Below are 18,551 nucleotides of genomic sequence, written 5' to 3' on the forward strand. Positions count from 1 at the left end.
TTCCCGGGGGTGTCCCGTATCCTTGCCGCATGCGCAAAGACCCTGTCGAATGGATCCTGCGCGGCCTGTATTCGGTCGTGCTCTACATCCTGCTGCCGATCACCGTGTACCACCTGGTCTGGCGCGGCTTCCGGGTCCGTGAGTATTTCCGCCGCTGGGACGAGCGCTACGCCTCCTATCCCCAGCCCAGCGGCCAGCCACGGGTCTGGCTGCATGCGGTCTCGGTGGGCGAGGTCAACGCCGCCGCGCCGCTGGTCAACGCCCTGCGCCAGCAGCGCCCGGATATCCGCTGGGTCATCACCACCATCACCCCCACCGGCTCCGAGCGCGTGCGCGCGCTGTGGGGCGATGCGCTGGACCACGTCTACCTGCCGTATGACGTGCCCGGCAGCGTCAACCGTTTCCTCGGCCACTTCCAGCCCAGCCTGGCGCTGATCCTGGAAACCGAGCTGTGGCCGAACATGCTGTTCGGCTGCCGTGACCGCGACATTCCGGTCTACATCCTCAATGCCCGCCTGTCGGCCCGTTCGCTGCGTGGCTACCGGCTGCTGGCCGCGCTGATCCGCCGCGCGCTGCGCACGGTGACGTGCGTGGCAGCCCAGTCGCAGGACGACGCAGAGCGCTTCGTGCAGCTGGGGGCGGCGCCTGACCAGGTGCAGGCACTGGGCAACCTCAAATTCGACATCGCCACGCCGGACGTGCAGGCCTTCATCGAACAGTTCCACGCACGGGTGCCGGACACGCGACCGGTCTGGATCGCGGCCAGTACCCATGATGGCGAAGAGCAGGCGGTGATCGAACTGCACCGGCGCCTGCGCCAGCACCATCCGGACCTGCTGCTGCTGTGGGCACCCCGGCATCCCGAGCGCTTCCCGAAGGTGGAGGCGCTGGCGCGCGAGCAGGGCTGGAACGTGGCGACCCGCCGTGCGCAGCAGTGGCCGTCCGCCGATACCGACGCCTTCATCATCGACACCCTCGGTGAACTGATGCCGTTCTATGGCTGTGCGCAGGTCGCCTTCGTCGGCGGCAGCCTGCAGCCGATCGGTGGCCACAACCTGCTGGAGCCGGCGGCGATGGGTACTGCCGCGGTGACCGGTCCGCACCTGCACAATTTCTCGGAGATCTCGCGGCGCATGCGCGAGGCCGGTGCGCTGTTGATCGGCGAAGACGTGCAGGCGGTCGGCGGTCTGCTGCAGCACCTGCTGGAGGATCCGCAGGCCCGCGAGGACATGGCGCACGCTGGATGCACGCTGGTCAGCAATGGGCGCGGCGCGCTGCAGCGGACGCTGGCGCTGGTGGCCCCGCACCTGCCACCGCCCCGCGGCTGAGCCGCACGCGGCGCGCTCGCCGCCGTACTGTCGCGATCAACTGGATTAAGCCTGCTTGACGGCCATTGTTCTGTCGCCGCAGGACCGATTGCCGACGCCGCAACGTGCCTCGGATCACACCTCGCGGCATGCAGATGCAAATTGACTATCGATTGCCAACACAGGCTGCCAGCCTGATGTCGACCGTGCTTGGACGGCATCAAGGGAGCTTGAGATGAGCGGCAGCGATGGCCATCGGCTTGGAATGGATCATCTGGGCGTGATCCTGATGACGTTGCTGCTCGGTGGCAGTGTCATCGCACGGGTCGGTCAGTACACGGCGGCGCAGGCGGGGCCGGCCGTCGTTCTCAGTCTGCTGCTCGCAGCCCTCGGTGCGGCGCTGGTGCTGGCACGCCTGTACAGGGTGGTGACGCAGGCGGATATGGCCGATGGCCTGCATGGCCTGCTGGTGGCCGGCTGGGGGCGGTCGATTGCCCGCGTACTGTGCCTGGCGTTGTTGCTGGAGTGCACGGCGACGCTGGCGGGTGCGGCGCAGTCCGGGGCTGGCCATCTGCATGCGGCACTGGCGGCGGCGAGCGCATCCAGCGCCGGTACGCTGCCGGTGCAGGTGACGGCCGCTGCAGGCCTGCTGCTGTTGGGAGCCACCGCGCTGATGCGACCGGCGCGGACGGTGCTGCTGGTGTGTGCGCTGTTGACCGTGAAGATCGGCATCGGCGTGCTGCTGCTGGCGCTGGCGGCCCGGTATGTGCACTACGCGCACTGGATCCCATGGGTTCCCCCCGCCACTGCACCGTATCGCTTCGGCCTGGGAGGCGTGCTCGCTGCGGCTGTGCCGCTGCTGGGCATCTTTGCCAGCGCCGGCCTGGCACTGGGTGTTCCCGGGGTGCCTGTTGGCGGGCTGGCGCGACGCCCACTGACGATGCTCATGGTGCTCGTCGCGGCGACGCTGATGCTGATCGCACTGGCCGCACTGCAGGCGGGCCTGGTCGACTATCCAGCGCTGGCCAGCAGCCGGCCCTTGACGGTTGCGCTGCGAAGCCATCCCCAGTTGTCCTGGATGTTGCCGTGGCTGCCGCTGGCAGGCTATGCAGGGTTGGCGGCGCTGCAGCTGGTGCTGCTGATGCTGGCGACGCGGCTGGCGCTGCCGCTGTGGCCGCTTGGAAACGAGGGCGACCCACCGGCGGCGTGCGTGGCGACCGTGGCGATCATCCTGTTGGCGACCCTGCTGGCGCTGTGGCTGCCGGCCGGCGTCTTGCCGACGATGCCGGGGCCGGTGGGACTGCTGGTGGTGGCCGCCGTGTGCCTGGGAGGACTTCAGCGGCGCAGCGAGGTGACGCGCTCGCCTGCCGACGCCGTGCTGGGCATGGCGGCAGCAGCGTTGTGCCTGCTGCCGCTCCTGCGCTAGATCACATCGCAGCTGCACAAACAGAAAAGCCACCCGGTCGGGTGGCTTTCCGTCAACGCGGGTGACGACTTACTGCGTGGTCGTGGCGGGATTGCCCGCGTCCTGGGTCAGCAGGCGATTGATGTCCTGCAGTTCGGCCACGTCCAGCGCGCCCAGCGACTGGCTCAGCAGCAGGCGGTTCTGCAGGAAGGTGTAGCGGGCCTGCGCGTAGTCCAGCTGTGCCGAGAACAGGATGCGCTGGTTCTGGATCACGTCCAGCACCGTGCGGGTACCCACTTCCAGGCCGACCTGCGAGGCGTCGTACGCGCTCTGTGCCGAGACGACGGCCAGGCGGCGTGCTTCCACCTCGCTGATGCCCTGCACCAGGGTCTGGTAGGCATTGCGGGTGTTGCGATCCAGCGCGCGCTTCTGCTGCTCGTAGCCATCCTGGGCGATGTCACGCTGGGCCAGCGCCTGGCGCACGCCGGACTGGGTGGCGCCGCCGGCGAAGATCGGCACGCTGAGGGTCAGGCCGATGCTGTTGGTGCGCGCATCCGGGGACAGCGAACCCGAACCGGTGCTGTCGCCCCAGGTCGCGGTCTTGCCCCAGCTGCCGCCCAGCGACAGCGTCGGGTAGTGAGCGCCACGGGCGGCCTGCACGCCGGCCTCGGCCGCGCTGACCTTCAGCTCCTGCGCCTTCAGCGAGGGGTTCTGGCTGGTCGCCTGCTGCACCAGTTCATCGATGTTGCCGCGGTTGGCCGGCACTTCGGGACGGAAGTCGGCCGGCAGCCCCTTGAGGTTCAGCACCGGCTGGCCGGTAAGTTCGGTCAGCGCCTGGTAGTTATCGGCCAGGGTGTTCTGCGCGACGATGGTGTTGGCGCGCGCCTGGTCATACTGCGCGCGCGCTTCGTGCACGTCGGTGATCGGCGCCAGGCCCACTTCCAGGCGCTTGTCGGCGAAGTCGAACTGCTTCTTCGCGGCCGCTTCGTTGGTCTGTGCGGCATTCAGCGATTCGATCGCCACCAGCACGTTGAAGTAGGCCGCCGAGGTGCGGACGATCAGGCTGTCGTTGGCCGAATCCAGGGTGAAGTCAGCCGCCTTGCTCAGTTCGCGCTGCGAGCGCAGGTTGTTGATCTGCGTCCAGTTGAACAGGGTCTGCGAACCGTCGATCGTGTAGTTGCGGCGCTTGCTGCTGACCGTGCCGGTATTGGCATCGGCGTTGGCTTCGCTGCGTGTGCGGTTCAGCGTGGCCTGGCCGTTGATCTGCGGAAGCAGGGCAGCGCGCGCCTGCACGGCGCCTTCCTTGTCGTACAGCCGGGTGGATTCGGCGGCCGACAGCTGCGGATCGCCATTGCGCGCCATCTCGTAGACCTGCAACAGGTCAGCGGCATGGGCAGACAACGGCAGCAGGGCAGTGGCCAGCGCAACAGCGAGGGATCGGCGGATCATTGCGGCTTCCTTGGACTCAGAGGTGGAACTGGGGTGCCGGGGCGGCACCGCGCAGGTAATCGATATCGGTCTCGAACAGGGATTCGGTGCTGCCATCGGCCTTGATCAGAAGCGCTTCCATCGCCGGCGAACGGCCCTGGATCACGAACAGGCGACCACCCGGACGCAGCCACGAGGCGAACTGTGACGGCACCACGTTGACGGCACCAGTGACACAGATCACGTCAAAGCGACGTTCGGTCTGCCACGCCAGCGCGTCAGCCACTTCCACACGGACGTTGGTACCCAGGCCGGAGGCATCCAGCCGCGCACGCGCGGCGGTCGCCAGTTCCGGATCGATCTCCAGGCTCAGCACGTCGCGCGCCAGCGCGCCGATGCAGGCGGCCAGGAAGCCGCTGCCCGTGCCGATCTCCAGCACTTCGTCACCCGGTTGCAGGTCCAGCGCCTGCAGGGTACGGCCCTCGATGACGGGCTTCATCATCTTCTGGCCATTGCCGATCGGCAGTTCAACATCGGCGTAGGCCAGTGCCCGGTGCGCGTCGGCGACAAAGGCCTCGCGCGGCAGGCGGGCCAGGACGTCGAGCACCTTGATGTCCAGCACGTCCCAGGGACGGATCTGCTGTTCCACCATCAGTTCGCGGGCGTGGGCGTAATCAATCGTCATGAGGTTCAAATCCAGCGCAGTGGGCCGGCCATTTTACCGGTGCCGGAGGCCGGCGGCGCGCCCAGAGCATCCGCTGCCGGGGGGCCGGGGTCGCAGTGCCGGAAGTCATCGCGACCACCGGTTCGTTCAGCTTTGCCGTTTCAGCCGGTTCCGGCTCCTCCGGGCGCATAGGCGCGCAGGAAGAAGTCGACGCTGGCCGCCACGTGGGTGACAGGATCGATCTCCACCGATGACAGTGGCATGCCGCACATCATATGCATGTGCACTTCACCCTTGACCAGGGTCAGGAACTGCTGCCCGGCCAGGTGATGGTCGGGAATCTGCAGCTCGCCCCGCTCGCTGCGCGAGCGCAGGAAGTCGGCCAGCGCCTCGCAGGTGCGCTCGGGCCCGGCCTGCCAGAACAGCTCACGCAGGCGTTCGTCGGTCTCCGGGGCCATCATCACCCGTTGGATCGAGATCGCCGCGTCGGAGGTGATCAGCTTGAAGAAGGCCAGGCCGATCCCGATCAGCTGGTCTCGCAGTGGCCCTTCGGCGTCGGCCACGAACAGCGCATCCGGCAGCATCTCGATGCATTTGGACTGCACGGCCTCGGAGAACAGGGTCTCCTTGTCGCCGAAATGGCTGTACACCGTCAGCTTCGACACGCCCGCCTGGGCAGCGATGCTGTCCATGCTCACACCGGTATAGCCCTGTTCGATGAACAGGGTCTTGGCCGCCTCGAGGATCGCCGCGCGCTTGCCAAGATCCTTGGGACGCCCGGGTCCGGCGGCCTTGGCAGCAGGCTTGGCCGACGGCTTGCGGGAAGTGGAAGAACTCATTGCGGTAATACTAGACCAAGCGGTTCGATATTTATACTATACCGGCCAGTTTACTAAATTGGGCCGGACGTTGCGGCTCCCCTGCTGAACTCAGTGTTGTCAGGACGTTGACCGATGAAGATCGTGCGCTGGATGGGCGGTATCGTGTGGGTGGCTGCGCTGGCAGCCTGTTCGGGACAGGAGCAGGCGCCACCGGCGGCCGTGCCGGTGCTGGTGGTGCATCCCGGCGAGCAGGTCGGGCAGGCGCCGGCGGCGTTTCCCGGTACGGTCCGGGCACGCCAGGAGAGCCCGCTGTCGTTCCGCGTCGGCGGCAACCTGGTCAAGCGCCACGTGGACGCCGGCCAACGGGTGAAGAAGGGGGACGTGCTGGCCGAGCTGGATGTCGCCGACTTCGCCCTGCAGGCGCGTGCCTCGCAGGCGCAGCTGGCTGCGGCCGAAGCCGATCTGGTACGTGCCCGCGACGATCTCAAGCGCTACCAGGTGCTGGCCGACCAGCAGTTGGTCAGTCGCTCGCAGCTGGATCAGCAGTCTGCCGCGTTCAAGGCCGCGCAGGGCCAGGCCAACGCGGCCCGGGCTAACCTGGACGTGCTGCGCAACCAGGCCGGCTACGCCCAGCTGCGTGCGCCGGCCGATGGTGTGATCGCCAGCCGTGAGGCGGAAGCCGGGCAGGTGGTGGCCGCGGGCCAGACCATCTTCAACCTGGCCGCAGACGGTGGCCGCGAAGTGCTGATCGACCTGCCGGAAGCCACCATCCGCGACTACGCGGTAGGCCAGCCGGTGGAAGTGGAGTTGTGGAACCGCCCGGGGCAGCGCCTGCCCGGCACGATCCGCGAGATCGCCGCCGCCGCCGATCCGCAGGCGCGGACCTACGCAACCCGGGTCAGCCTGCCCGCCGATGCACTGGCCGATGTCGAGCTGGGGCAGAGCGCGCGCGTGTTCAGCAGCGCCGGCCGCCACGGCACCCTGCAGCTGCCGATGGCCGCTCTCCAGCGCGGTGCAGGTGGCGCAACCAGTGTGTGGGTGGTGGACCCGGCCAGCAGCACGTTGAAATCGGTCACCGTCAGCACCGGCGCCTATGGCATCGACGCCGTGCCGGTGCTGTCCGGCGTGGACGCCGACGACTGGGTGGTGGCTGCGGGCGGCCATCTGCTGCGATCCGGCCAGCAGGTCGTCGCGGTGGACCGGCAGAATCGCCCGGTGCTGAAGCCCGCAGCGCCGGCTGCCGCACCGAAGGCGAAGGAGTAAGCCTGTGCGCCGTTTCAATCTATCCGAATGGGCGCTGGGCAACCGCGCGCTGGTGCTGTTCGCCATGCTCGCCTTCGCCCTCATCGGCGCCTGGTCGTACAAGCATCTGGGCCAGTCCGAGGATCCGCCGTTCACCTTCAAGGTGATGGTGGTACGCACGATGTGGCCGGGCGCGACCGCCGAGCAGGTCTCGCGCCAGGTGACCGAGCCGATCGAGAAGGCGCTGCTCAACACCGGGCAGTACGAGTTCATCCGCTCCTACTCGCGCCCGGGCGAGTCGCAGGTGATCTTCGCGGCCAAGGACAGCCTGCGTTCCAAGGCCATTCCGGACCTGTGGTACCAGGTGCGCAAACGCGTGGGCGACATCAAGCCGAACCTGCCGCGCGAAATCGTCGGTCCGTTCTTCAACGATGAGTTCGGCGACACCTTCGGCAACATCTACGCGCTGACCGGGCAGGGCTTCGACTACGCCGTGATGCGTGACTACGCCGATCGCATCCAGCTGGAACTGCAGCGGGTGCCGGACGTGGGCAAGATCGAGCTGCAGGGCCTGCAGGACGAGAAGGTCTGGATCGAGCTGTCCAACACCAAGCTGGCCACGCTGGGCGTGTCGCTGCAGCAGGTGCAGCAGGCGCTGGCCGACCAGAACGCGATCAGCGCCACCAGCTTCTTCGAGACCCCGACCGATCGCGTGCAGCTGCGCGTGACCGGCCAGTTCCAGAGCATCGATGACATCCGTCGCTTCCCGATCCAGGCCGGCGACCGCACGGTGCACCTGGGCGATATCGCCGAGATCAAGCGCGGCTTCGCCGATCCGGCGTCGCCGAAGATGCGCTTCATGGGTGAGGATGCGATCGGCATTGCGGTCGCGATGAAGGACGGTGGCGACATCCTGAAGCTGGGCTCCACGCTGGATGCCGAGTTCGAGCGCCTGCAGAAGACGCTGCCGGCGGGCATGCACCTGCGCAAGGTCTCCGACCAGCCGCATGCGGTGGAAGAGTCGGTGGGTGAGTTCGTGCAGGTGCTGACCGAAGCGGTGGTGATCGTGCTGCTGGTGAGCTTCTTCTCGCTGGGCCTGCGCACGGGCCTGGTGGTGGGCGTGACCATTCCGCTGGTGCTGGCGATGACCTTCTTCGTCATGCATTACTTCGATATCGGCCTGCACAAGATCTCGCTGGGCGCGCTGGTGCTGGCGCTGGGCCTGCTGGTGGACGATGCGATCATCGCGGTGGAGATGATGGCCACCAAGATGGAACAGGGCTACGACCGCCTGCGCGCGGCCAGCTTCGCCTGGGAATCCACGGCGTTCCCGATGCTCACCGGTACGCTGATCACGGCGGCAGGTTTCCTGCCGATCGCCACGGCGGCGTCAAGCACCGGTGAGTACACCCGCTCGCTGTTCCAGGTGGTGACCATCGCACTGGTGGTGTCATGGATTGCGGCGGTGCTGTTCATTCCATACCTGGGTGACAAGATGCTGCCGGATCTGTTCAATCCGCAGCTGCCCAAGCCGGACAGCCTGGCCGGTCGCTGGCGTGCGAAGCGCCTGGCCTGGGCCGATCGCCATCCGGCGCTGCTGCGCTGGGTCGCACCGAAGGAGCATGCACACGACCACGATCCGTACCAGCGGCCGTTCTACACGCGTTTCCGCCGTTTCCTGGACATGTGCCTGCGCCACCGCTGGTGGGTGATCGCAGCAACGGTGGCCCTGTTCGTGTTCTCGTTGCTGATGTTCCGCTTCGTGCCGCAGCAGTTCTTTCCGGATTCGACCCGCCCGGAACTGATGGTGGATATCGAACTGGCTGAAGGCGCGTCGCTGCAGGCCACGCAGGCGCAGGCCAGCAAGCTGGAAAAGCTGCTGAAGGGCCGTGAGGGCATCGCCAACTACGTGGCCTATGTGGGTACCGGTTCGCCGCGCTTCTACCTGCCGCTGGACCAGCAGCTGCCGGCGACCAACTTCTCGCAGTTCGTGGTGCTCACCGAAGACGCCAAGGCGCGCGAGGCCACGCGCGATTGGCTGCTGAAGGACGTGATCCCGCAGTTCCCGGATGTGCAGATGCGCGTGACACGGCTGGAGAACGGTCCGCCGGTGGGCTACCCGGTGCAGCTGCGGATCTCCGGCGAGCACATCGAGCAGGTGCAGGCGATCGCACGCCAGGTACAGGACAAGGTGCGGGAGAACCCGCATGTGATGAACGTGAACCTGGACTGGAGCGAGCCGAGCAAGGTCGTGCGGCTGGTGCTGGACCAGGACCGTGCGCGCGCGCTGGGCGTGAGCAGCGCGCAGGTGAGCCAGATGCTGGGCACTTCGCTGTCGGGCATGAGCGTGAGCACCTATCGCGAGGGCAACCGCCTGATCGAGATGCTGCTGCGGGGTCCGGAGAACGAGCGCGTGCAGCTGGGCATGCTGGGCAGCCTGGCCATTCCCACAGCCAATGGCACGTCGGTGACGCTCTCGCAGGTGGCGCGCCTGGAGTACGTGTTCGAGGACGGCATCATCTGGCATCGCAACCGCCTGCCGACCGTGACCGTGCGTGCCGATATCAGTGACGGCAGCCAGGCGCTGGACGTGGTGCAGCAGATCCTGCCGACGCTGGATGGCATCCGCGCTGCACTGCCGAGCGGTTACCTGCTGGAAACCGGCGGAACGGTGGAGGATTCGGCACGTGGCCAGGACTCGATCAAGGCAGGCATGCCGTTGTTCCTGATCGTGGTCGCAACGCTGCTGATGCTGCAGCTGCGCAGCTTCTCGCGTGCCGCGATGGTGCTGGTGACGGCGCCGCTGGGCATCATCGGCGCGACCTTGTTCCTGCTGCTGTTCCGTGCACCGTTCGGGTTCGTGGCGCTGCTGGGCACGATCGCGCTGGCCGGCATGATCATGCGCAACTCGGTGATCCTGATCGACCAGATCCAGCAGGACATCGATGCCGGGCATGATCGCTGGCATGCGATCATCGACGCGACGGTACGGCGTTTCCGCCCGATCGTGCTGACCGCCCTGGCGGCGGTGCTGGCGATGATTCCGCTGTCGCGCAGCGCGTTCTATGGCTCGATGGCGATCTCGATCATGGGCGGGTTGATCGTGGGTACCGTGCTGACCCTGGTGTTCCTGCCGGCGCTGTATGCGGCGTGGTTCCGGGTGAAGCCGGATGAATCCGGGGCGTAATGCCCCGGGTTCCAGGGCCGCCGCCTCTGGCAGGTGCCAACCCTGGTTGGCACGGCGCTTTGCATCCACGCATGCTCGCGGGATCTGCTTTCTGTAGAGCCGAGCCATGCTCGGCTGCTCTTCGCGCGATGATGGGGTGAGTCGAGCATGGCGTGGATCTACTGCAGTTGCAGGCCGCTCCGCAGCAGTGGCACCAGCCACTCCAGGAATACGTGCACGCGCTGTGCCCGATGCTGCCGATGCGGTTGCAGCAGGGTCACCGGCAACGGTTGTGCGACGTGCCGTGGCATCACTTCCACCAACGTGCCGGACTGCAGCTCGTCCTGCACGTCATAGCGCGGAATCTGCAGCAGTCCCAGTCCGGCCACGCAGCAGGCGATCGAGGCTTCGGCGCTGTTCACCCGCACCCAACCCTGCATGGGCAGCGTGCGCAGCTGGGTTCCGTCCTGCCATTCCCACGGTTCCACCCGCGCGGTCGTCGGCGAGGCGTAGTTCACCGCCCGGTGCTGCTGCAGGTCCGCCGGTTGCTGCGGGACGCCGTACGCGCGCAGGTAGGACGGCGCAGCCACGTTGACGAAGTCCAGCGTGCCCAGCGTGCGCGAAACCAGGCTGGAATCGCCCAGCTGGCCGACCCTCAACACCGCATCGCAGCCTTCCTCGATCAGGTTCACTGCGCGGTCGGTCATGCCCAGATCCACCTCCACCTGCGGGTAACGGGCGAAGAAGTCAGGCAGCGCCGGCGCCACGATGCGCCTGCCGATGCGGCTGGGTACGTCGATCCTCAGCAGGCCGACCGGCTGCGCGTCCTCCTGGCGGAACAGCGATTCGGCATCTTCGACCTCGGCGATCAGGCGCAGGCAGCGGGCGTGGAACACATCGCCATCGTGGGTGGTGGAGACGCGTCGCGTCGAGCGTTGCAACAGGCGCGTACCCAGCCGCTGCTCCAGTTCGGCGACCGCCGCCGATACCGTGGAACGGGGCAGTCCGAGCTGGTCGGCGGCGCGGGTGAAGCTGGCGCACTCCACCACCCGGCTGAAGATGCGGAAGCGGTCGATCCGATCCATTGTTCGCTCGATCTGGAAAGTTAAGTCAATGTTGCGGGCTTTATCCGCATTTTCCGCACGATATCGTCATCGGGGCAGGGTTGCCATCCCGGACAGCCCCACTCCGAGACCGAAGCCATGACCGACCACTCCCTCAAGGGCAAGACCGTGCTGATCGCAGGCGGTGCCAAGAACCTCGGTGGCCTGCTCGCCCGCGATTTCGCCGCCCACGGCGCCGGGGCCATCGTCATCCATTACAACAGCGATGCCAGCCAGGCCGACGCCGAAGCGACCGTCGCGGCGGTCCAGGCTGCGGGCAGCAAGGCCGTGGCCCTGCAGGGTGACCTGACCTCCGCTGCCGCCATGGAGCGCCTGTTCGCCGACGCTGTCGCAGCCGTCGGCCGTCCCGATGTCGCCATCAATACCGTCGGCAAGGTCCTGAAGAAGCCGCTGCTGGAGATCAGCGAAGCCGAGTACGACGAGATGAGCGCGGTGAATGCCAAGGCGGCGTTCTTCTTCCTCAAGGAGGCCGGCCGTCACGTCAATGATGGTGGCCGCATCTGCACCCTGGTGACGTCGCTGCTGGGCGCCTACACGCCGTTCTACTCCAGCTATGCAGGTACCAAGGCGCCGGTGGAGCACTTCACCCGCGCGGCATCGAAGGAGTTCGGCGAGCGGGGCATCTCGGTGACCGCGATCGGTCCCGGGCCGATGGACACGCCGTTCTTCTATCCTGCCGAGAGTGCCGATGCGCAGGCGTATCACAAGACCGCGGCGGCGCTGTCCGCGTTCACCCGCACCGGTCTGACCGACATTGCCGACATCGTGCCGTGGATCCGTTTCCTGGTTACCGACGGCTGGTGGATGACCGGGCAGACGGTGCTGGTCAACGGTGGCTACACCACCAAGTAACCGGGCCACGCTGGGCGCGGCTCCACCGCACTGCACCTGTGGCGCCGGGCCATGCCCGGCTCATGCAACAGCCATCGGGCATGGCTCGACGCTACAGGTGCCGCCCGGCGGGTCAGCCCAGCTTCGCCAGCACGGCGTCGGTCGCCGCCGCCGTGCTCACGGCCTGGCCCTTTGCAGCCAGATCAGCAGTGAACACGCCATCATCCAGCACCGCGTGCACGGCCGCCTCCACAGCCGCCGCTTCGGCATCCAGGCCCAGCGAGTGGCGCAGCAGCATGGCCGCGCTGAGGATCGTCGCGTAGGGGTTGGCGATGCCCTTGCCGGCGATGTCCGGTGCCGAACCGTGGATCGGCTCGTAGATGCCGACCGCACCCGGTTCTCCCAGTGATGCCGACGGCAGCAGGCCCAGTGAGCCGGCCAGCATCGAGGCCTCGTCGGTGAGGATGTCGCCGAACATGTTTTCGGTCACGATCACGTCGTATTCGCGTGGCTTGGCCAGCAGGTGCATCGCCATCGAATCGACCAGCTGGTGTTCCAGCGCGACGTCCGGGAACTCCTCGCGGCCGATGCGGGCGGCGACGTCGCGCCACAGGCGGGACGTCTCCAGCACGTTGGCCTTGTCCACCGAGGTCACCTTGCCTCGGCGCTGCTGTGCCAGGCGGAACGCGCTGCGCAGCACGCGCTCGATTTCGGCCACGGTGTAGCGGCAGAGGTCGCTGGCGCTGTCGGCATCGCGGGTCTTGTCGCCGAAGTAGATGCCGCCGGTCAGTTCGCGTACCACCACGAAGTCCACGCCCTTGAGCAGTTCGGCCTTGATCGGCGATGCCCCCAGGGCGGCATCATGGGTACGCACCGGCCGCAGGTTGGCGTACAGGCCCAGCGCCTTGCGGATCGCCAGCAGGCCCTGCTCGGGGCGCACCTTGGCGTTCGGGTCGGACCACTTCGGTCCACCCACTGCACCCAGCAGCACGGCATTCGCGGCCTGGCATGCGGCGAGGGTGGCGGCGGGCAGGGGCTCGCCATGGCGATCGATGGCGATGCCACCGATATCGTGCTCGCTGAACGTGAAGGTGTGGTTGAAGCGTTCGCCGATGGCTTTCAGGACCGCAACCGCAGCGGCGGCCACTTCCGGGCCGATGCCATCACCGGGGAGTACAACGATCTCAGCGTGCATGCTCACTCTCGTAACGTTCGATGTCAGGGACGCGGCCCAGCAGATAACCCAGTTGATCGACGCCTTCCAGCAGACAGGTCTGCGAGAAGCCATCCAGCGGGAAGGAGTAGACCCGGCCATCCGGCGTACGCAGCTCGCGTGCCGCCACGTCGATGGTCAGTTCGTCGTCGGGGCGCTGCATCAGCGCCTGAACGTCGGCTTCGTCCAGGACAATCGGCAGCAGGCCGTTCTTCAGTGAGTTGCCACGGAAGATGTCGGCGATCTCGCTGCTGACGATGGCGCGCAGGCCCAGGTCGGTCAGCGCCCACGGCGCGTGCTCGCGCGAGGAACCACAGCCGAAGTTGCGGCCCGCCAGCAGGATGCTGCGGCCGGCGTTGTGCGGCTGGTTGAAGGCGAAATCGGCCACCGGCGAACCGTCGGACTGCCAGCGCCAGTCATTGAACGCGTTGCGGCCCAGTCCGGCACGCTCGGTGGTGGACAGGAACCGGGCCGGAATGATCTGGTCGGTGTCGATGTTGGTCTGGCGCAGCACGACGCTGGACGAGGTCAAGGTGCGGAAACCGGCCATTACGCCACCTCCTGCGCGAACAGTTCGCGGGTATCGGCCACGTGGCCCTTCACCGCCGCCCAGGCGGCGCTCATCGGCGAGGCCAGCAGTGTGCGCGAGCCCGGCCCCTGGCGGCCCTCGAAATTGCGGTTGCTGGTACTCACTGCCAGTTGGCCGGGGGCGACCAGATCACCATTCATGGCGATGCACATCGAGCAGCCCGGCTCGCGCCATTCGGCACCGGCTGCACGCACGATCTCATCGATGCCCTCCGCTTCGGCCTGGCGCTTGACGATCTCCGAGCCCGGTACCACCAGCATGCGCACGCGCTCGGCGACGCGGCGGCCACGCAGCACCTGTGCCACTTCGCGCATGTCGCTGAGGCGGCCGTTGGTGCACGAACCGACGAACACGACATCGACCGGCGTGCCGGCCAGTGCCTGGCCGGCCTGGAAGTGCATGTAGTCCAGGCCCTTCTGCGCGGCGGCGTCGTTGGCCGCAGGAATCGGCACATCGACCGCGATGGCGGTGCCGGGATGCGTGCCCCAGGTCAAGGTCGGACGGATGTCGGCTGCATCGATGTGGACTTCGCTGTCGAAGCGCGCGCCTTCATCGCTGCGCAGTTCCTGCCAACGGGCCACGGCCGCCTCGAAATCGGCGCCCTTGGGGCCGCGTGGCGTGTTGGCGACGAAATCGAAGGTGACCTGGTCCGGTGCCACCATGCCCGCGCGCGCGCCGGCCTCGATGGACATGTTGCACAAGGTCATGCGCTGCTCCATGTCCATCGCTTCGATGGTGCTGCCACGGAACTCGATCACATGGCCGGTGCCGCCGTTGACGCCGATCACACCGATGATGTGCAGGACCACGTCCTTCGCGCCGACGCCCGGCGCCAGGGGACCGTCGACCGTGATTGCCAGCGTCTTCGCCTTCCGCTGCAGCAGGCACTGTGTTGCCAGCACATGACCCACTTCGCTGGTGCCGATGCCGAAGGCCAGCGAGCCGAACGCACCATGGGTGGAGGTATGGCTGTCGCCGCAGACGATGGTCATGCCGGGCTGGGTGAAACCCTGCTCGGGCGCGATGACATGGACGATGCCCCGGTTGTCCGAGCTCATGTCGAACAGTTCGATGCCGTGCTCGCTGCAGTTGCGCGCAAGCGTGGCGACCTGCGCCTCGGAGGCGGCGCTGGCGTACGGCAGCCGGCCGTCGGCGGTGGCCGGCAGGGTCGGCGTGGAATGATCCATCGTCGCCTTGGTGCGGTCCGGCCGGCGTGGGCGGAGACCGCGTTCGCGCAGCTCGGTGAACGCCTGCGGCGAGGTCACCTCGTGGATCAGGTGCAGGTCGATGTACAGCACCGCAGGGGCGCTGTCGGATTCGGGAACGACCACGTGGGCGTCCCACAGTTTGTCGTACAGGGTGCGGGGTGCGGAGGTCATGCGGTTGCCTGGCAGAAGTACGATTGAACGAACATCGGGAAATAACGGGAAAGGGTCAAGTCAACGGCGGCGCGCGAGTACGCGCAGGCGCACATAGTCAGCCAGCGGCTGGCCCGCCGCGTTGCGGGGCAGGTCGGCCAGCAGGGCCGCGGCGGCCTCGCGAACGGTGGCACGGGCCTCGACCGGCAGGTCGTCCAGCAGCGGTGCGGCGAACACCCGCAGCCATCCTGCCACGCCGGTCGGCAGTGCGGTGGGGCGCGGCAGGCATTCGATCAGCTGCACCTGGAAGCCGTGCTGGCGCAGACGGTCGGCATAGGCGTCGGCGGTCGGGAAATACCACTGGAAACCGCTGGCGCCATGGCCATGCGCAGCACGTGCGGCCTGCACCGCGGCGATGATGGTCGCCACGTTGCCATGGCCACCGAACTCGGCCACGAAGCGGCCGCCGGGACGCAGTGCACGGCGCACGCCTTCCAGCACGGCGTCGGGGTGGCGCATCCAATGCAGCGCGGCGTTGCTGAACACCGCGTCGAACGCGCTGTCGAAGGACAGGGCATGGCCGTCCATCACCTGCGCATCGACGCCGCGCGCGCGCGCGGCGATCACCAGTTCCGGCGACGCGTCCACGCCGTGGATGCGTGCACCGCTCAACGCCAGTTCACTGCTGAGCACCCCATCGCCACAGCCCAGATCGAGGATGTGCTCACCGGCGCGCGGGTCGAGCAGGCGCGACACCGCGCCGCCGAGCAGCGGCACGAAGCCGGCATCGATCGCGTAGTCCTGGGCGTTCCACTGCTGGCCTGCCGTAGCGGCCGTAGTCGTGTCGAAGGCACTCATGTCAGGATTCTCAGGCGGTGGCAGGGGTGGCGGTTTCGCTGACGCTGCTGGCGGCAGCCTGGCGTTGGCGCAGCAGCCGGTTGGCAACGTCCAGCCAGGCCAGCGCGGAGGCTTCGATGATGTCCTTGCTGGTGCCGGTGCCGTCGTACTCGATGCCGTCGTGGCGCACGCTCAGGTTGGCCTCGCCGCGTGCATCGGCACCGATGCCGACGCTGTGCACGTGATAGCTGTCGAGCATCAGCTGCACGCCGGTGGCGGCCGACAGCGCGCCGAACAGCGCATCCACCGGGCCATCGCCCTGCGCGGTCTCGGCCACGCGGTTGCCGTCCGGGTCGGACAGCTCGACCAGTGCATTGGCGCGACTGCCGACATCGCTGATGGTCATCGAGGCCAGGCGATAGCCCTGTGCATTGGCGCCGCCCTGCATCAAGGTCTGCAGGTCGGCATCGGTGACCACCCGCTGCTGTTCGCACAGGCCCTTGAACTGTTCGAACACCAGCTTCAGCTCTTCTTCGTCCAGCCAGAAGCCCAGTGCACGCAGGCGCGCTTCGACGGCGGCGCGGCCACTGTGGCGGCCCAGCACCATCTGCGAATCCTCCCAGCCCACGTCTTCCGGGCGCATGATTTCGTAGGTGCCGCGATGGCGCAGCATGCCATGCTGGTGGATGCCCGATTCATGGGCGAAGGCATTGGCGCCGACGATGGCCTTGTTGCGCTGCACCGGCATGCCGACCAGGCGCTGCAGCAGCTGCGAGGTGCCGACGATGCGCGGGGTGTTGATCGCGGTGTCCTGCTCGTAGAAGGCCTGGCGCACCTTCAGCGCCATCGCGAATTCTTCCAGTGAGCAGTTGCCGGCGCGTTCACCGATGCCGTTGACGGTGCACTCGACCTGGCGGGCGCCGCCCTCGATGGCGGCCAGGGAGTTGGCCACAGCCAGTCCCAGGTCGTTGTGGCAGTGCGCGCTGAAGATCACGTTGGCGGCATTGGGCACGTCGGCCACGCCGGCAATGACCTGCTGGAACATCGCGCGGATTTCCTCCGGCGTGGTGAAGCCGACGGTGTCGGGCAGGTTGATGGTGGTGGCGCCGGCGGCGATGGCCACGCGCGAGACCTCGATCAGGTAGTCCAGCTCGGTGCGGGTGGCATCTTCGGCCGAGAATTCGACATCGTCGATGTAGGAACGGGCCAGCGATACATGCTTGCGTACCGACTCCAGCACCTGCTCGCGGGTCATCCGCAGCTTGTGCTCGCGGTGCAGCGGGCTGGTCGACAGGAACACGTGCAGGCGCGGGTTGGCCGCAGCTTCCAGGGCACGTGCCGAGGTCTCGATATCGGCCTGCAGGCAGCGCGACAGCACGGCCAGGCTCAGGCCCGGACGGCGCAGTTCGCGGCCGATCAGGGCCATCGCTTCGCGGTCGGACTGCGAGCTGGCCGGGAAGCCGGTCTCGATGATGTCCACGCCCAGTTCGTCCAGCGCACGCGCCATCACCAGCTTCTGCGGTGGGCTCATGCTGCAGCCGGGGGACTGCTCGCCGTCACGCAGGGTGGTGTCGAAGATGCGGATGCGCGGGGTGGTAATTCGTTCGATGGTGGTCACAGGGAGATCTCCTCGACAACAGGTGCAACGGCGTGCAGGGGGGAAGGGGGGGCAGCGGTGGTGGGCGTGACGCCGGTCCGTGCCGGCAGGCGGGGCGTCTCGGCGCGACGCCGGCGCGGCTTGCGCGGCGGGCGTGGGCGGATGTCGGTCAGCAGGCCGGCCAGCACGCCGGCATCGATGTTGCCGCCGGAGACCACGGCGCACTTGCGGCGCCCGGCGATGCGTCGACCAGCAGCCAGTGCCAGCGCGCCCGCGCCTTCGGCGATGATGTGTTCTTCCAGTGCCAGCCGCACCAGCGTTTCACGCAGTTCGGCCTCGCGCACGATCACCACGTCGTCCAGCAGCGAACTGCACAGGCGACGGGTCAGGAAGCCGGGGATCTTCACCCGCACGCCATCGGCCAGCGATGCCACCGGGGCGATCTCGCGGACATCGCCGTGGATCGCACGGGCCATCGAGTCCACGCCTTCCACCTGCGCACCAATCACGCGCACGCCCTGCGACTTGAGCGCCAGGGCGACGCCGGCGGCCAGGCCGCCACCGCCGATCGGTACGATCACCACGTCCGGCGCGTGCGCGGCCAGCTCGATGCCGACCGTGCCCTGGCCGGCGATCACGTCGGCGTCGTCGAAGGCGGACAGGAAGCGATAGCCATGACGCTGCGCCAGTTCGACGGCGAAGGCGCAGGCCTCGTCATAACTGTTGCCGTGCTGGCGTACGGTGGCACCCCAATGGGCGACACCGGCGATCTTGGTTGCCGGTGCACCGTGCGGCATCACGGTGATCGCGGGGACATCCAGCCGGTAGGCGGCCCAGGCAACGCCCTGGGCGTGATTGCCTGCCGAGGCGCAGATCACCGGGCGGCTGTCACCGCGCTCGCGGCCTGCCAGCAGGGCGTTCAACGCTCCGCGCACCTTGTAGGAGCCGGTCCGCTGCAGATTCTCCAGC

Annotated in this window: 15 protein-coding genes; 5 read left to right on the forward strand and 10 right to left on the reverse strand. The window is 67.6% G+C overall.

What is annotated here, in order from left to right; translation table 11 throughout:
- Positions 1 to 29 precede the first annotated feature (29 nt).
- Together waaA and N7367_RS10865 are read left to right on the forward strand one after the other, a co-directional pair.
- The gene (gene waaA, locus N7367_RS10860) at positions 30 to 1,328 is read left to right on the forward strand and encodes a lipid IV(A) 3-deoxy-D-manno-octulosonic acid transferase (protein WP_111186158.1); all 1,299 of its coding nucleotides are present in this window, start codon (positions 30 to 32) and stop codon (positions 1,326 to 1,328) included.
- Between the two features lie 214 nt (positions 1,329 to 1,542).
- Positions 1,543 to 2,733, forward strand: a complete 1,191-nt coding sequence (locus N7367_RS10865; RefSeq protein WP_279942377.1) for an amino acid transporter — start codon at positions 1,543 to 1,545, stop codon at positions 2,731 to 2,733.
- A 69-nt stretch (positions 2,734 to 2,802) separates the two neighbouring features.
- On the opposite strand, the gene N7367_RS10870 is transcribed toward N7367_RS10865, so the two are convergent.
- From N7367_RS10870 to N7367_RS10880, 3 genes are all read right to left on the reverse strand, one after another.
- Positions 2,803 to 4,161 carry a TolC family outer membrane protein gene (locus N7367_RS10870; RefSeq protein ID WP_065175111.1) on the reverse strand — a complete coding sequence of 453 codons (1,359 nt, stop codon included), beginning with the start codon at positions 4,159 to 4,161 and terminating at the stop codon, positions 2,803 to 2,805.
- Between the two features lie 16 nt (positions 4,162 to 4,177).
- Positions 4,178 to 4,825 (reverse strand): protein-L-isoaspartate O-methyltransferase, encoded by a 648-nt coding sequence (locus N7367_RS10875; protein WP_053520104.1) that lies wholly within the window; start codon positions 4,823 to 4,825, stop codon positions 4,178 to 4,180.
- 140 nt (positions 4,826 to 4,965) lie between these two features.
- Positions 4,966 to 5,643 carry a TetR/AcrR family transcriptional regulator gene (locus tag N7367_RS10880; protein ID WP_065175109.1) on the reverse strand — a complete coding sequence of 226 codons (678 nt, stop codon included), beginning with the start codon at positions 5,641 to 5,643 and terminating at the stop codon, positions 4,966 to 4,968.
- 114 nt (positions 5,644 to 5,757) lie between these two features.
- On the opposite strand from N7367_RS10880, the gene N7367_RS10885 reads away from it, so the two are divergent.
- Together N7367_RS10885 and N7367_RS10890 are read left to right on the forward strand one after the other, a co-directional pair.
- Positions 5,758 to 6,888 (forward strand): efflux RND transporter periplasmic adaptor subunit, encoded by a 1,131-nt coding sequence (locus N7367_RS10885; protein WP_065175108.1) that lies wholly within the window; start codon positions 5,758 to 5,760, stop codon positions 6,886 to 6,888.
- A 4-nt stretch (positions 6,889 to 6,892) separates the two neighbouring features.
- Positions 6,893 to 10,054, forward strand: a complete 3,162-nt coding sequence (locus N7367_RS10890) for an efflux RND transporter permease subunit (RefSeq protein WP_279942378.1) — start codon at positions 6,893 to 6,895, stop codon at positions 10,052 to 10,054.
- A gap of 158 nt (positions 10,055 to 10,212) precedes the next feature.
- Here N7367_RS10890 and N7367_RS10895 read toward each other — a convergent pair whose 3' ends face one another.
- Positions 10,213 to 11,118, reverse strand: a complete 906-nt coding sequence (locus tag N7367_RS10895; RefSeq protein WP_065175106.1) for a LysR family transcriptional regulator — start codon at positions 11,116 to 11,118, stop codon at positions 10,213 to 10,215.
- A gap of 117 nt (positions 11,119 to 11,235) precedes the next feature.
- Here N7367_RS10895 and N7367_RS10900 point away from each other — a divergent pair, with 117 nt between their 5' ends.
- Complete coding sequence (locus N7367_RS10900) at positions 11,236 to 12,009, forward strand: SDR family oxidoreductase (protein WP_053520099.1); 774 nt, start codon at positions 11,236 to 11,238, stop codon at positions 12,007 to 12,009.
- Between the two features lie 112 nt (positions 12,010 to 12,121).
- Here the strand turns inward: N7367_RS10900 and leuB are convergent, their stop codons facing one another.
- The 6 genes from leuB to N7367_RS10930 form a co-directional block, all read right to left on the reverse strand.
- On the reverse strand, positions 12,122 to 13,183 hold the full coding sequence (leuB, locus tag N7367_RS10905) for a 3-isopropylmalate dehydrogenase (protein WP_065175105.1): 1,062 nt from the start codon (positions 13,181 to 13,183) through the stop codon (positions 12,122 to 12,124).
- The gene (gene leuD / locus N7367_RS10910; RefSeq protein WP_053520097.1) at positions 13,173 to 13,751 is read right to left on the reverse strand and encodes a 3-isopropylmalate dehydratase small subunit; all 579 of its coding nucleotides are present in this window, start codon (positions 13,749 to 13,751) and stop codon (positions 13,173 to 13,175) included. Before leuD ends, leuB begins: the two co-directional genes overlap by 11 nt.
- Entirely contained in the window at positions 13,751 to 15,169 is a 1,419-nt protein-coding gene (gene leuC / locus N7367_RS10915) for a 3-isopropylmalate dehydratase large subunit (RefSeq protein ID WP_065181714.1), read from the reverse strand. The genes leuD and leuC overlap by 1 nt, the downstream gene beginning before the upstream one ends.
- A 60-nt stretch (positions 15,170 to 15,229) precedes the next feature.
- On the reverse strand, positions 15,230 to 16,006 hold the full coding sequence (locus tag N7367_RS10920) for a class I SAM-dependent methyltransferase (RefSeq protein WP_279942379.1): 777 nt from the start codon (positions 16,004 to 16,006) through the stop codon (positions 15,230 to 15,232).
- A 10-nt stretch (positions 16,007 to 16,016) separates the two neighbouring features.
- A complete protein-coding gene (locus tag N7367_RS10925) occupies positions 16,017 to 17,603 on the reverse strand; it encodes a 2-isopropylmalate synthase (RefSeq protein ID WP_279942380.1) in 1,587 nt (528 codons plus the stop codon).
- A partial coding sequence (locus N7367_RS10930; RefSeq protein WP_279942381.1) for a threonine dehydratase occupies positions 17,600 to 18,551 on the reverse strand: 952 nt, incomplete at its 5' end. The genes N7367_RS10930 and N7367_RS10925, both read right to left, overlap by 4 nt.

Source organism: Stenotrophomonas sp. GD04145 (genome assembly GCF_029835135.1).
In the GTDB taxonomy this organism is placed as follows: domain Bacteria; phylum Pseudomonadota; class Gammaproteobacteria; order Xanthomonadales; family Xanthomonadaceae; genus Stenotrophomonas; species Stenotrophomonas maltophilia_P.

Excerpts from the sequence above, each read along its gene's own strand:
- waaA (WP_111186158.1), top strand. The coding sequence starts at position 30 with ATGCGCAAAGACCCTGTCGAATGGATCCTGCGCGGCCTGTATTCGGTC.
- N7367_RS10865 (WP_279942377.1), top strand. The coding sequence starts at position 1,543 with ATGAGCGGCAGCGATGGCCATCGGCTTGGAATGGATCATCTGGGCGTG.
- N7367_RS10870 (WP_065175111.1), bottom strand. The coding sequence starts at position 4,161 with ATGATCCGCCGATCCCTCGCTGTTGCGCTGGCCACTGCCCTGCTGCCG.
- N7367_RS10875 (WP_053520104.1), bottom strand. The coding sequence starts at position 4,825 with ATGACGATTGATTACGCCCACGCCCGCGAACTGATGGTGGAACAGCAG.
- N7367_RS10880 (WP_065175109.1), bottom strand. The coding sequence starts at position 5,643 with ATGAGTTCTTCCACTTCCCGCAAGCCGTCGGCCAAGCCTGCTGCCAAG.
- N7367_RS10885 (WP_065175108.1), top strand. The coding sequence starts at position 5,758 with ATGAAGATCGTGCGCTGGATGGGCGGTATCGTGTGGGTGGCTGCGCTG.
- N7367_RS10895 (WP_065175106.1), bottom strand. The coding sequence starts at position 11,118 with ATGGATCGGATCGACCGCTTCCGCATCTTCAGCCGGGTGGTGGAGTGC.
- N7367_RS10900 (WP_053520099.1), top strand. The coding sequence starts at position 11,236 with ATGACCGACCACTCCCTCAAGGGCAAGACCGTGCTGATCGCAGGCGGT.
- leuB (WP_065175105.1), bottom strand. The coding sequence starts at position 13,183 with ATGCACGCTGAGATCGTTGTACTCCCCGGTGATGGCATCGGCCCGGAA.
- leuD (WP_053520097.1), bottom strand. The coding sequence starts at position 13,751 with ATGGCCGGTTTCCGCACCTTGACCTCGTCCAGCGTCGTGCTGCGCCAG.
- leuC (WP_065181714.1), bottom strand. The coding sequence starts at position 15,169 with ATGACCTCCGCACCCCGCACCCTGTACGACAAACTGTGGGACGCCCAC.
- N7367_RS10920 (WP_279942379.1), bottom strand. The coding sequence starts at position 16,006 with ATGAGTGCCTTCGACACGACTACGGCCGCTACGGCAGGCCAGCAGTGG.